Source organism: Ignavibacteriota bacterium (assembly GCA_016716225.1).
GTDB lineage: Bacteria > Bacteroidota > Ignavibacteria > Ignavibacteriales > Melioribacteraceae.
In genome coordinates this window covers 3,645,475-3,657,725 of the sequence record JADJWT010000001.1, presented here as the reverse complement: position 1 = coordinate 3,657,725, position 12,251 = coordinate 3,645,475, and the positions used below count along the sequence as shown (strand labels likewise).

Below are 12,251 nucleotides of genomic sequence, written 5' to 3'. Positions count from 1 at the left end.
GCATAAATGTGCGGTTGAATTCACAATCCGAAATGTTTATTTATCTATCAGAATTTCTAAATCTATTCTAATTAGGAGGTAAAATGTTTGAATATAATTCTAAAGCAAATCCAATACCCGAACTAATTAATGATGAAACTTACCATTTATTAAATAGTAGGGGATTGATAGATGAGAAATCTGTAAGAGATTATATTATAAAAAGAAGATTTAAGGATATGCGAGATTTGAAAGTTAGAGCTAGTGAAGCAATAGATTATCTCCGCGAAGAATATCCTTATCTGCAATTTGATACTATACGAAAAATTGTTTATCAATCATAAAGTTTGCGTTTGTACATTGGGAATGTGGTCACAGTAGTTAAATGTGACCACAAATTTTTACGACTTATCTAAATCATCCTTAATTTCATCATCTAAACCATCATAAATTTCAGGAATAGTTTTTTCGGTGGTTTCTTTTGCGGGTTCAACTTTTGTAAGATTTGATAATTCTTTAACTTTTTTATTCTTTTTGAAAATGATATAAACACTAACTAATATAATTACTGCAAGAAGCGCAATTAATCCATAAATAAATAATGATTTTGTTCCTCCAATTGTATTTCGCCATTCTGCAATTTTTTTATCAATATTATTTATTTGATCATTTTTTATAAGATTATTATTCAACAAAATTGGAACCCATTTAGTTTTTACTAAAGAATTCCATACGTTTTCTGAAAAGAAAATAAATTCACTATCGTCTTGCACACCAAGTTTGCTTGCATTTTTTATTTTCTCATCAATATATGAAATTATGTATGATTCAAATTCTTTTCCATTTAAGAATTCCGGAATTTTAATATTATTAGATTTGAATTCTTCGTGTATTGATCTAAAAATTGATTTATCTAACGCTCTATTCCAATTTACCATAAGCGAATCAATTTGAACCAATTTATCTTTATTTGCCGTATCAGAAGCATAAATATCAAATAGTTTTGGTCCAAAATGTTCCCATCTATCATCAAACTGATTATATTCACTTCGCAGAACATTTAAATCATCAGCGGTTAATAAACTTGCATTAAGAAAATCGATATTATCAGAAGCGAGATTGCTAATATTATCAATTAAACTTGTATTTGTTAATTTTGTTCTAATTCCTTTAAGTTCTGCGTCATTTAAGGTTTCCAATTTGTGTTCAGCCGACATGAAAATGTTATCCATAATTTCTTTAATTAAAGTATCGCGCTGAGCAATTCCTTGTCTAAGTTGAGTAATTACTTTGCTTAAAGAATCAATTTTATTTTTGTATGTTCCATAACCAGATCTTATTGATCTTAATTCAGCCATTAATTTTACATTTGTATTTCTGAGAGCATTAATTTCCGCAGTTAATTTTGCAAGCTCATCAGAAACTTGTTGATAATTTGTCTGAAGTGTTGTTACTTGTGTGTTTAAATTTGTGATCTCATCAATTTTTTTTCTTGAAAACTCAATTTTTTTGTCCAAAGATGTAAAAGATGATTCAAAATTGCTTGGATACAAAGCTCTATTTAAAAGCTCTTTATTTCCTCTAAATTCACTTTTAAATTCTTCAATTTCCTTTTGAATTTTATTTAATTCATCCGGAGTTTTAGCGTATTCAATTGCAATTTCAAAAGATCTTTGTCGACTTTTAAATTCTTGAGTAATTCTGAAATCAGATTGACCAAAAAGATTTATTGTTACAAAAGTTATAAAAAAGCAAAAAGCTAAATATTTAGCCAATTTCATTCTCCTTTTTTTCCTTCTGATGTTAAATAAGCAACATGTTTTTCGCCTTCAAGCAATTCTACATAAGGAACTCGCTGATTAAATGCCGGAAGATCCAATCCAAATTCTGCAACTTCAATTTTATTTTCAAGTGAAAAAGTTCCGTTATTTGCATTAAATACATAAACATTTTTAAATCCGGATCCGATCATAAAATAATATCCTTTGGAATCCCTAATAATTCTAACAGATTCTTTTTTATAAGAAGTTGAATCATTAAATTCTTCAAAAAATAAAGCTTTTACATTTGCAGAAAATGAGAATCTGGCTTCGTTTACAATTCCATCATCTGAAACATCCAATACGCTTTCAATTGGCCAAGAAAAATCAACCGGCTCCAAAACAATTTGTGAACAGCCGAAAAGAAAAACAAATAAAATTAGAATTCCGAATTTTTTCATAATGTTCCAAAAATGTTAGTAAAAATTTTTAATTCAATAAATTTAAAAGTTTATTAACAGTTAAATTTAATTGTATTATATTAATAAACAAAGTTAAAAATGTGTTAATAGTTTTTCAATTTTTACGATAATATAAAGCATAATTACGGTTTCTGAATTAAAATTTGATATTTTGAAAAATAGCGAAAATAAAATACAAGATGATTCTTTAGATAAATTACTTGTTTTGGAAGAAGCAAAACGACTCAAAACAATATTTTTAGATAATATGAGTCATGAATTGCGCACGCCGATTACAGTAATTTTAGGTTATGCCGGAATTCTTTATGAGGAATTGAAAGATCCCGATTTGAAAGAAATGGCAGAAATAATTCTTAAAAGCAGCAACAGACTTACCGAAGCGCTGAATTTACTTCTTGATCAATCTGATGTGGAATCTGAAAGATTAAAAGTTGAATTAAAGGAAGAAAACCTTTTCGACTTACTAAAAGAAACTGTAAATGTGTACAAACCCGTTGTAGAAGATAAGGAACTTCAAATAAAATTTAATTATAATTTTGAAAATGCAAAATGTAAACTTGATAAAAAAATGTTTACTAAAGTGATGACAAATCTATTAAATAACGCAATAAAATTTACCGAGAAAGGTTACATTTCAATTTCGTTAAAATTAGATAATGAAAAGCAAAACTATGTTGTTGATGTTGAAGATACTGGAATTGGAATTGCCGAAGAAAAATTATCGTTAATATTTGAAGCATTTCGTCAAGTTAGCGAAGGTATGAATAGACTTTATCAAGGAATAGGTTTGGGATTATCCGTATCTAAAAAATTTATAGAAATTATGAATGGTGATTTATCAGTAAAGAGTACTTTGCATAAAGGAACAATTTTTACAATTAAGATTCCAGTGATTAATTAAATTTACCTTTTAATTTATCCCAAATTCCTTTGCCAATTAAATTATCAACATTTATTAGAATTTTTTTTATCACAATCAAAATATCTAAATCGCCAGCCCAATTTTTTTTTATAATTTGCGGATCAATAGAATTTATCATTTCATTCAAAATATATGCGGCAATTGCAATATCATCCATATAACCGATTGGTCCAAGAAAAATTTCAGGCAATAAATCAATTGGTGAAATAAAATATGCAATTGCAGAAACTAATTTTACTTTTTTACCTTGCGGAACTTCGGAGTCTTGTACAAGTTTTATCAATAAATAAAAAATATCCGGAGCAAGAATAATAAATTCTCTAAACTTGTGATTGATGTTTGCTTTTTTATCCAACCACTTAGTGATGTTTGAGCGAAGTTTAATATAATATTTTTGTTCTTTTTCCATTTATAAAAATTTATTTAGAGATTCTGTTTAATCCATTTAATGCTGCAACTCTATAAGCTTCTGCCATTGTTGGATAATTAAAAGTCGTATTTATAAAATACATTAAAGTATTTGCTTTTCCTTCTTGAGCTAAAATTGCTTGTCCGATATGTACAATTTCTGCAGCGCCGTAACCAAAACAATGAACTCCAAGAATTTCCAAGGTTTCTCTATGGAATAAAAGTTTTAACATGCCGGTTGTTCTTCCGGTAATTTGCGCTCTTGCTAAATGTTTAAAAAGCGAATGACCGACTTCGTATGGAATTTTTTTCTCGGTTAATTCCTTTTCTGTTAAACCAACTGAACTTATTTCCGGTATTGTATAAATTCCGGTTGGAATAAATTCTACAAGCTTATGTTCGCAAAATCCGTAAACCAAATGTGTTGCCGCAAATCTTCCTTGATCGTAAGCAGCGCTTGCTAAACTTGGGTAACCAATTACATCTCCAACTGCGTAAATGTGCGGATGAATTGTTTGAAAATTTTCATTCACTTCAATTGAACCGCGAATATTTCCTTTAATTCCAATATTTTCCAAACCAATTAAATCTGAGTTTCCTGTTCTTCCTTGCGCCCACAATAAATAATCAGTTCTAATTTGTTTATTAGATTTTAAATAAACAGTTACACCTTTTTCATCGGCTTCAACTTTTTCATATTCTTCATTGTGGCGAATTAAAACTCCGTTTTCTCTTAAATGATAGGCGAGAGCATCAATTATTTCATCATCCAAAAAAGTTAGTAATTGATTTCTTGTATTGATTAAATTTACTTTTATCATCAATCCTCTAAAAATTGATGCATATTCACAACCAACAACACCGGCACCGTAAATAGTAATGCTTCTCGGATTATCTTCAATATTTAAGATAGAATCGCTGTCTAAAATTCTTGGATGCGAAAAATCAATATCCGGAGGATGATATGGTCTCGATCCAGTTGCTATTACAAAATAATCTGATGAATATTTCTTTTTCGAACCTGAATCATTTATTACTTGAATTGTATGTTCATCGATAAAAGTTGCAGTTCCATCAAGAATTTCAACACGATTTCTTTCATAAAAACTTTTTCTCAAAACATATTGTTGGTTAACAACTTTTTCAGTTGATTTCAAAATAATCTGGTATGAAATATCCTTAAGTGATTCTGTATCAGAAATTATTTGACTTGCATGTCGCAAAGCCTTACTGGGTATTGTACCTTTGTGAGTGCAGCTTCCGCCAATGTTTGAAAACTTATCACAAATTGCAACTTTTTTTCCTTCTTTAGTTGCTTTCATTGCAGCACCTTCGCCACCGGGACCGCTTCCAATTACTATTAAATCAAAATGATTTGTCATATTCTAAATTAGTACTTTTATTTGTTATTTCATTATCATCATTTTTTTCGAAATACTTCCGAAATCTGTTTTTAAAGTATAAATATAAACACCACTAACAAGTTTAGATGCATCAAACTTAAAACTATGAAAACCACTATTTAAAGTTGTTTTATTTAATACAACTCCGCTTTCTTCTCCCAATGTATTATAAATTCTTAAATCAACATTACTTTGTTTAGTAAGATTGAAAGAAATATTTGTAGTTGGATTAAACGGATTCGGATAATTTTGCTCTAAGTAAAAATTATTAATAATTTTATCATCTTCAACAGAAACTCCGGTTCTTTCCAAATCAAGAATAACAATTGGAAATTGTTCGCAAGTACTTCCATTTGTGTAGAGAACTTCTAAATCGGGATCAGAATCTAAATTTGCTAAATAAACAATATCATATCTTCCGGGATTTGCAGTAGGATAAAGAGAATCAATTACGGAAATTTGATAATTATTTGAATCGGAAATTTCACCGCCTTGATATTCCACACGCAAAATTGAAACTGCTGGATTTGCACTTCTTGTTCCGAAAACAAAGTCTAAATTTCCATCATTATCAATATCTCCAAACGCATCATGTCCGCCATTAATTCTTCCATCATTTGTAATTAAATTTCCAAAATTTGCAATTATGGTTGTTGTTAATTCTTGTGATTCATTTTCTTGAATTAATAAAACTTTATTTTGAATATTTGTGCTGTCTAACTGCCATCCGCCGATTACAATTTCTTCTTTTCCGTTATTATCTAAGTCAACTGTATTTGAAGATTTCCAAGATCCGCCAGGGATTATATTTTTTACATTTTCTAAAATTGTATAATTTCCGTTATCATATTTTACTGGAGTAACACTTCCATCCGAATGAAATAAATAAATTGTTTTTCCAATTTTTGCAATATCATAAATTGTACTTTCTGCTAAAGTTGTTCCCAAACCAGAAAATTCCATTTCCCAAACTTCGCTTCCATTTCCGTTATCCGGAATCGTTGAAACTGAAATTATCCCAAATCTGTAATTAACTTCTCTATCGGCAAAAATCAATTCTTCCTTTCCGTCTTCATCAATATCAAAAAGGAAAAATCTAAACGGACGAACTTCAAAATTATCTTGGTCTGTAATCGTCCATTTTGCGCTGGGAGTTTCATATCCAAAATTAAGTTTCCCTAATTTATCATTTCCGTTTGCTTCCCAAACCATAATTCTAACCGGATTTTCATTTCCTTCTGTAAAATTATTTGATGGCGCCCAAATAATTTCATGTTTCCCATCTTTGTCCCAATCGCCATGGGTTGTTGGAGCCCAGCTATTTTGCTGAAGAATATCGCGACTGTTTTCATCCCAAACAATTTGCCATTGAGATCCGTCATGTTCATATTTATAAATTCTTGGAATTAATTCATTTCCGCCAATATCATTCATGTTATTTACAGCATAAATTTCAACTTTACCATCGCTATCAAAATCAACTCCGGCAATTACTTCGCCAAATCCACAGTTTTCTATTTCCGGCACTAGGATGCTATCAATTCTATTAAATTTATCTGTTTGAGAAAAAAATATTTTTGAGGAAATAATCAAAACAAATATTGAATAAAAAAAACGTTTAGTTCTTTTCATAACAATCCTTTTAATTATAATTTGTGAAATATGTTTGAGTTGAATTTGAATATATTAAAAAAAAATTATGTTCACAAAATTTATTTGAGTATTTCAGATTCAGTTACCCAAAGAATTTCACAAGCTCCGTTTCCGGTATCGTTTCTTTTTAAAGAAGTTTTCCAGGTAAAATTTGAATCTTTGTCTTTAACGTTTACAAGAAATCCTTTAAGCAAAATTATATTCCCAATTTTAAATTCTTCAATTTGATCCTCAACTTCATCATTTACGGGAATTATATGAATATTTGAACTGCTGATTTCAATTTCTTTTCTTGGAATAGGGAATTGTTTTGTTCGCCAAACATACCATCTGTGTTGTTGTTTAATATCTAACTTATCAACAATATTTTGATCAGACATTTTTCCCCAGCCAACAGCAATATCAATCGGGGAGAAGTTACTCATTTTATCATTATTATAATTTTTTAGCTGCAAAACCTTGCAAGTTATTTCAAACTCTGCTATTGATGTTAAAACATAATCATTGTAAAGCCATATTTCTTTTTGAGATAAGTTTTTTTGAATTGGAGGATTTGGAGCTAAAATTCCGGGAGGTTGTTTTATTTCATCAGATTTGAATAAAAAATAAAGTCCGATAATTAAAATTATCGGACTAATTATTTTAAGAAACTTTTTCAAACTATTTTACGATACCCATTAATTCAATTTCAAAAATTAAAGCTGCATTTGGACCAATTGTAGGACCACTTCCTCTTTCACCATAACCTAATTCAGATGGAATATAAACTTCATATTTATCACCAACTTTCATAAGTTGTAAAATTTCTGTCCAACCTTTTATAACTCCTGATACTCCAATTTCTAATGGTTGTCCGCGTTTGTAAGAATTATCAAATTCGGTTCCATCTAATAATCTACCAGCATAATGAGCCTGAACTGTACTGTTCAAAGTAGGGGATTCACCATTACCACTTTTTAAAACCTTATACTGCAATCCGCTTGGCAAAGTTTTTACACCTTCTTTATTTTTATTTTCGGCAAAAAATGTTTCTGCTGCAACTTTATTTTTATCACCAACTTCTTTTTGTTTAGATTGCTGTTTTAAAACCATTTCAGTTTGAAATTTTTGCATAACTTTTTGTAATTCTTCATTTGTCAAACTGCATGTATCAGCAAGTCCATCTTTTATTCCGGATAAAAAAACTTCCGGTGTGATTGTTATTTCTTGTTGTTTTAAATTTGTACCAATATCATAACCAATGCTATAGCTTACAGAATCAGCTAAATTTTCCATCTTTGCATTTTTATCAGTTTGACTGCAAGCCGTAATTGAAAAGAAAACAACTAAAGAAAATATTAAGATTTTTTTCATTTTTAATCCTTATAATTATTATCATTTTTTAAAAAAATTGAACGATAAGTTACCGTTTATTTGCGTAGAATGAAAACTTTTATAGAAAATATTTCCCAGAAAAATAATCTAAAACTGCATTTTGTTGAAACAATAAAACTTGCGGTACCGGTTTCTATTGGTCAACTTGGGCATATTATGCTTGGTGTTGTTGATAGTTTTATGGTAGGAAGATTAGGAGCTGAACCACTTGCCGCCGCAGCTTTAGCAAATGGATTGTTTTTTCTAATTATGGTTTTGGGAATTGGAATGAGTCATGCAATTACAGTTTTAGTTGCAATTGCAAAAGGAGAAAATAAAACTAAATATTGCGGAGTTATTTTAAAACAAGCTTTAATTCTTAACATTGCGTTCAGCATTATTTTAACAATTCTTGTTTTAATTGCTGCAAATTTGATTGAATATTTAAATCAAGAAAAAGTAGTTGCAGATTTAACAAAATCATATTTATCAATTTTAGCAATATCTATATTACCATTTATGGTTTTCCAAACATACCGCCAATTTGTTGAAGGATTATCAAATACAAAACCACCCATGTATATTGCAATAATTGCTAATCTTGTTAATTTTATTGGAAACTGGATTTTAATATACGGCAATTTAGGTTTTCCAGCATTAGGCTTAAATGGAGCTGGAATTGCAACTCTTTCTACAAGAATATTTATGGCTCTTACAATGATGATATTTGTCTTGAATTCTACAAAATATAAAGTGTATGATACAAAATTAAATTTCAAAAATATTGATTTTAAATTAATTAAAAAGATATTTGATATTGGCTTCCCAAGCGGAATTACATATTCATTTGAAGTAGGAGCATTTGCATTTGCAGCAATTATAATTGGATGGCTGGGAAGTATAGCATTAGCTGCACATCAAATTGCGTTAAATTTGGCTTCAATTTCTTACATGGTTGTTTTGGGAATTTCCTCTGCAGCAACTATTAGAGTTGGCAATTACTTAGGAAGAAAAGATTTGTTAAATGTAAAGCGCGCAGGGTTTTCCGCAATATTTTTGGGAATGTGTTTTATGGGATTAGCCGGAATTACATTTGTTTTATTTAATAATATTCTTCCAACACTTTATATAAAAAATTCTGAAGTAGTAAAAGTTGCTTCATCACTTATAATTATTGCAGCTTTTTTTCAGCTTTCCGATGGAATACAAGCTGTTGGTATGGGAGCTTTAAAAGGTTTAGCCGATGTAAAAATTCCAATGGTAATTACATTAATTGCATATTGGATTATTGCATTACCAGCCGGATATTTTTTTGCATTCATTTTGAAATATGATATTATCGGTATTTGGATTGGACTTTCAATCGGATTAACCGTTGCGGCATTGTTATTTGTATTTAGATTTATGAAGAAACTAATAATACTCAAATCAGATGGAGAATAAACTCCATCTGATTTATGCATTCACTACTATTTTTTAAATCTTCCTCCGTTTTTCATTGGATCACCATTATACCCTAATTTTTTCCAATTTAATCTTTTTGTACCTTTTGTTCCATGGCAATCTGTACAAGATAAAGCATTTTCTCCGCTTACAACCATATGATTTATTGGCCAATACATTTCAGTTTCAACAAAATCAAATTTTCCGGAGTAAGCTAAATTTACACTTTTCATTCCAGTAGCAGTTGCTGAATTCCAATCAAATGTTTTCCAATATCCGCCTTCTCCAAATAATTTAGGAACTGCTAAATAATTATTCTCAGAATCAAAAATTTGCTTTCCTTTCATAACTTTAAAAGGTGCAATTTTAGATTTTGAATCTTTAATATTTCCGTTTAATGAATTTAATTTTACGATTTCTTTGGAATTTATTTTATCACCAATTTGATAATAATTCATTTGTCCGTTATGCCAGCTATATTCTGGAACAACATTTTTCTGCCAAATAAAATCACCTTTCATTTTTTCGTATTTTGACATTCCAAATTCATCTTTTTCTGCTGGTTTATCTTTTCCGGCAGTTGACCAATCCCACCAAGTTTTGGTTGGCATTTCTCTTGCAAATGTTGGAATGTGGCAAGTTTCGCATGCAACTGAAGAAGAGTGTGAATTAAGAATTTTTTTGCTGTGAGGAGTTTCTTTATGGCAATCAATACAATTTAAGTGATTCGTATTTTCCATCATTGAGCCGTGACTTGCACCAAGAATTTTATGATTTTCTCCAGCATGACATTCAGAACATTCAAAACCATTTCCACCCATATGAATATCAAGCTCTGCAGAAGGATTTAATAAACTTTCATCTAAATCACCATGTTTTACACCAGTTCCGCCACCCCCATTAAAATGACAAGTTCCACAATTCTTCTTTGAAGTTTTTCCAACACTTTGAGCAGCAACAACTAAATCAACTTTTGCATCAGGCATTCCAGCACCAGTTGGTGTTTTTACATAAGTTCCGGATTGATCATGACAAACTAAACAATCAATATTATCGCCATTTGTAAAATCAAAAGTATCATCTTTCCAACCATAACTTATATGACAACTTGTGCATCTCGGCCAATTTGATGGCACAGCTATACAAAAATTATTTATAATATTTCGTTTCCCAAATTTTACTTTCTCACCACGCTTGTTTACAAATTCATTACCAAGCCAATTCCAATGTCGTGTTTCCATTATTTCCGCATCAACACCTTCATGGCATTCAAGACATGTTGCCGTCACTTCTTGCGGAGAATTAAAAGGTCCTTCAATATGTTCCGTATGATCTTCTTGAGCATTTAATTTACTTACAAAATAAAGTATGATTAGAAGGATGATTATTTTTTTCATGTGTTCCTCTTAATAAGATATTTACAACTTAATATATTCTTTTAAAAGAATCAATTCTCAATAAAATATTAGTAAAAAAATATCTTAAATTGAGGCTTTCATTAAAAATGATTATTTTTAAAAAATTTTAAGGGGAAATTTTGGAAAGATTTGTAAAATATGGCGATACTATAAAGGTTCATTTTACCGGAACTTTGGATGACGGTAGTATTTTTGATTCTTCTGTAAACAGAAATCCTCTCAAATTTAAAGTTGGTGCCGGTGAAGTTATTCAAGGTTTTGATGAAGCTGTTATTGGAATGAAATTAAATCAAGAAAAAATAGTTAATATAAATAGTGATAAAGCTTACGGACCAAAAGTCAAAGAATTAATTGTTAATGTTGATAAAAATAATTTCCCCAGCACGTTAAAAATAAAATTAAACCAAAAATATAAAGTCCCAACAGAAAGTGGTGAATCAATGATTGTAAAAGTTACAAATATATCGGGAGATACTATCGAACTTGACGGAAATCATCCGCTTGCCGGAAAAAATTTAACTTTTAAAATAACTTTAGTAGAAATAGAAAATTAATTATTCTCAGTTTCTTCTTTTTTGTCATTATCTTCAACAAATTTTTTAATATCGTCTAAATATTCCAAAATAGCTTTTGCTTTGTTCAAACCAAATGTAAATGGATATTTTGTACTTCCGGCAACGGGTAAAGAAATAATTGCATTTCCTTTGTATTCGCCAACAGTTGCGGTAATTTTTTGATCTGACATAAAGTTTCTCCGGCAAAATTGTTCGTAAATAAATTTATATTAAATTATTAGAAAATTTACTAATTTGCAAATAAATAATATTCACTTTTATAAAAAATAATGCTAACAATTCTTGGTTACAATAATTCAGAAGACGTTTTATTAAATAAAATTCTTTTAGAAAATGATGTTGAATTCAAATATTCGTTAAGTGAAAATTTAATTACTTCTGCAGATAAAATTATACTTCCTAATCCACAGAATTTTAATTCTGCTTACAAAAGAATGCAAATGATGAATTTATTTAGTTTTTTAAGATTATTGAAAAAACCAATTCTTGGAATAAATGATGGATTTTGCTTAATGTGTGACGAAATTTTAGATAAATATAAATGTGGTTTAGGTTTTTTTCAGCTAGATGTAAATTCAAATTCTGAAAACATAATAAAACAAAATTTTGTAACCGGTAAAGTTTTTGTTAATTCTGATTCAAAATTGTTAAATGAAAATTTTAACAATTCAGAAATAAAATTCGATAAGAATTTCAGAATGAACGAATGCGAATTTAACTCATCAAAAATAATTTTTGGTGAAAAATCCTATTCATTAACTTGCGAACACAAAAATTATTTTTCTGTTGAAATGGATTTTGAACAAAATCCGGAAATTGCTGCAAATATTATTTTAAATTTTGTGAAATTATAAT

General features: G+C 29.2%; 14 protein-coding genes. 5 read left to right on the top strand and 9 right to left on the bottom strand.

The features are described from left to right. The first annotated feature begins 83 nt into the window (after positions 1-83). A complete protein-coding gene (locus IPM32_15865; GenBank protein ID MBK8946731.1) occupies positions 84-323 on the top strand; it encodes a hypothetical protein in 240 nt (79 codons plus the stop codon). Positions 324-380: 57 nt separating this feature from the next. Here the strand turns inward: IPM32_15865 and IPM32_15860 are convergent, their stop codons facing one another. Together IPM32_15860 and IPM32_15855 are read right to left on the bottom strand one after the other, a co-directional pair. Further along, positions 381-1,754: a hypothetical protein gene (locus IPM32_15860; GenBank protein ID MBK8946730.1), complete on the bottom strand. Its 1,374-nt coding sequence runs from the start codon at positions 1,752-1,754 to the stop codon at positions 381-383. 2 nt (positions 1,755-1,756) lie between these two features. Then, positions 1,757-2,200: a hypothetical protein gene (locus IPM32_15855; protein MBK8946729.1), complete on the bottom strand. Its 444-nt coding sequence runs from the start codon at positions 2,198-2,200 to the stop codon at positions 1,757-1,759. A gap of 172 nt (positions 2,201-2,372) precedes the next feature. Here IPM32_15855 and IPM32_15850 point away from each other — a divergent pair, with 172 nt between their 5' ends. Continuing rightward, positions 2,373-3,122: a HAMP domain-containing histidine kinase gene (locus IPM32_15850; protein MBK8946728.1), complete on the top strand. Its 750-nt coding sequence runs from the start codon at positions 2,373-2,375 to the stop codon at positions 3,120-3,122. On the opposite strand, the gene IPM32_15845 is transcribed toward IPM32_15850, so the two are convergent. The 5 genes from IPM32_15845 to IPM32_15825 form a co-directional block, all read right to left on the bottom strand. Continuing rightward, positions 3,115-3,552: a DUF1232 domain-containing protein gene (locus IPM32_15845; protein MBK8946727.1), complete on the bottom strand. Its 438-nt coding sequence runs from the start codon at positions 3,550-3,552 to the stop codon at positions 3,115-3,117. The genes IPM32_15850 and IPM32_15845 overlap by 8 nt on opposite strands. A gap of 10 nt (positions 3,553-3,562) precedes the next feature. Then, positions 3,563-4,933: a Si-specific NAD(P)(+) transhydrogenase gene (gene sthA, locus IPM32_15840; GenBank protein ID MBK8946726.1), complete on the bottom strand. Its 1,371-nt coding sequence runs from the start codon at positions 4,931-4,933 to the stop codon at positions 3,563-3,565. A gap of 24 nt (positions 4,934-4,957) precedes the next feature. Then, a complete protein-coding gene (locus IPM32_15835) occupies positions 4,958-6,586 on the bottom strand; it encodes a T9SS type A sorting domain-containing protein (protein ID MBK8946725.1) in 1,629 nt (542 codons plus the stop codon). A gap of 80 nt (positions 6,587-6,666) precedes the next feature. Next, entirely contained in the window at positions 6,667-7,266 is a 600-nt protein-coding gene (locus tag IPM32_15830; GenBank protein ID MBK8946724.1) for a hypothetical protein, read from the bottom strand. 1 nt (position 7,267) lies between these two features. Continuing rightward, positions 7,268-7,882 (bottom strand): FKBP-type peptidyl-prolyl cis-trans isomerase, encoded by a 615-nt coding sequence (locus tag IPM32_15825; protein MBK8946723.1) that lies wholly within the window; start codon positions 7,880-7,882, stop codon positions 7,268-7,270. 147 nt (positions 7,883-8,029) lie between these two features. Here IPM32_15825 and IPM32_15820 point away from each other — a divergent pair, with 147 nt between their 5' ends. Then, positions 8,030-9,403 (top strand): MATE family efflux transporter, encoded by a 1,374-nt coding sequence (locus tag IPM32_15820; protein ID MBK8946722.1) that lies wholly within the window; start codon positions 8,030-8,032, stop codon positions 9,401-9,403. 26 nt (positions 9,404-9,429) lie between these two features. On the opposite strand, the gene IPM32_15815 is transcribed toward IPM32_15820, so the two are convergent. Continuing rightward, positions 9,430-10,800, bottom strand: coding sequence for a tetrathionate reductase family octaheme c-type cytochrome (locus IPM32_15815; protein MBK8946721.1), 1,371 nt, complete (start codon positions 10,798-10,800; stop codon positions 9,430-9,432). A 140-nt stretch (positions 10,801-10,940) separates the two neighbouring features. Here IPM32_15815 and IPM32_15810 point away from each other — a divergent pair, with 140 nt between their 5' ends. After that, positions 10,941-11,375, top strand: a complete 435-nt coding sequence (locus IPM32_15810; protein ID MBK8946720.1) for an FKBP-type peptidyl-prolyl cis-trans isomerase — start codon at positions 10,941-10,943, stop codon at positions 11,373-11,375. On the opposite strand, the gene IPM32_15805 is transcribed toward IPM32_15810, so the two are convergent. Further along, complete coding sequence (locus IPM32_15805) at positions 11,372-11,566, bottom strand: hypothetical protein (GenBank protein MBK8946719.1); 195 nt, start codon at positions 11,564-11,566, stop codon at positions 11,372-11,374. The two genes, IPM32_15810 and IPM32_15805, sit on opposite strands and share 4 nt — an antisense overlap. A 99-nt stretch (positions 11,567-11,665) precedes the next feature. On the opposite strand from IPM32_15805, the gene IPM32_15800 reads away from it, so the two are divergent. Continuing rightward, positions 11,666-12,250, top strand: coding sequence for a hypothetical protein (locus tag IPM32_15800; protein MBK8946718.1), 585 nt, complete (start codon positions 11,666-11,668; stop codon positions 12,248-12,250). The last annotated feature ends 1 nt before the right edge of the window (position 12,251 follow it).

Excerpts from the sequence above, each read along its gene's own strand:
- IPM32_15825 (MBK8946723.1), bottom strand. The coding sequence starts at position 7,882 with ATGGAAAATTTAGCTGATTCTGTAAGCTATAGCATTGGTTATGATATT.
- IPM32_15855 (MBK8946729.1), bottom strand. The coding sequence starts at position 2,200 with ATGAAAAAATTCGGAATTCTAATTTTATTTGTTTTTCTTTTCGGCTGT.
- IPM32_15845 (MBK8946727.1), bottom strand. The coding sequence starts at position 3,552 with ATGGAAAAAGAACAAAAATATTATATTAAACTTCGCTCAAACATCACT.
- IPM32_15820 (MBK8946722.1), top strand. The coding sequence starts at position 8,030 with ATGAAAACTTTTATAGAAAATATTTCCCAGAAAAATAATCTAAAACTG.
- IPM32_15835 (MBK8946725.1), bottom strand. The coding sequence starts at position 6,586 with ATGAAAAGAACTAAACGTTTTTTTTATTCAATATTTGTTTTGATTATT.
- IPM32_15865 (MBK8946731.1), top strand. The coding sequence starts at position 84 with ATGTTTGAATATAATTCTAAAGCAAATCCAATACCCGAACTAATTAAT.
- IPM32_15815 (MBK8946721.1), bottom strand. The coding sequence starts at position 10,800 with ATGAAAAAAATAATCATCCTTCTAATCATACTTTATTTTGTAAGTAAA.
- IPM32_15800 (MBK8946718.1), top strand. The coding sequence starts at position 11,666 with ATGCTAACAATTCTTGGTTACAATAATTCAGAAGACGTTTTATTAAAT.
- sthA (MBK8946726.1), bottom strand. The coding sequence starts at position 4,933 with ATGACAAATCATTTTGATTTAATAGTAATTGGAAGCGGTCCCGGTGGC.
- IPM32_15805 (MBK8946719.1), bottom strand. The coding sequence starts at position 11,566 with ATGTCAGATCAAAAAATTACCGCAACTGTTGGCGAATACAAAGGAAAT.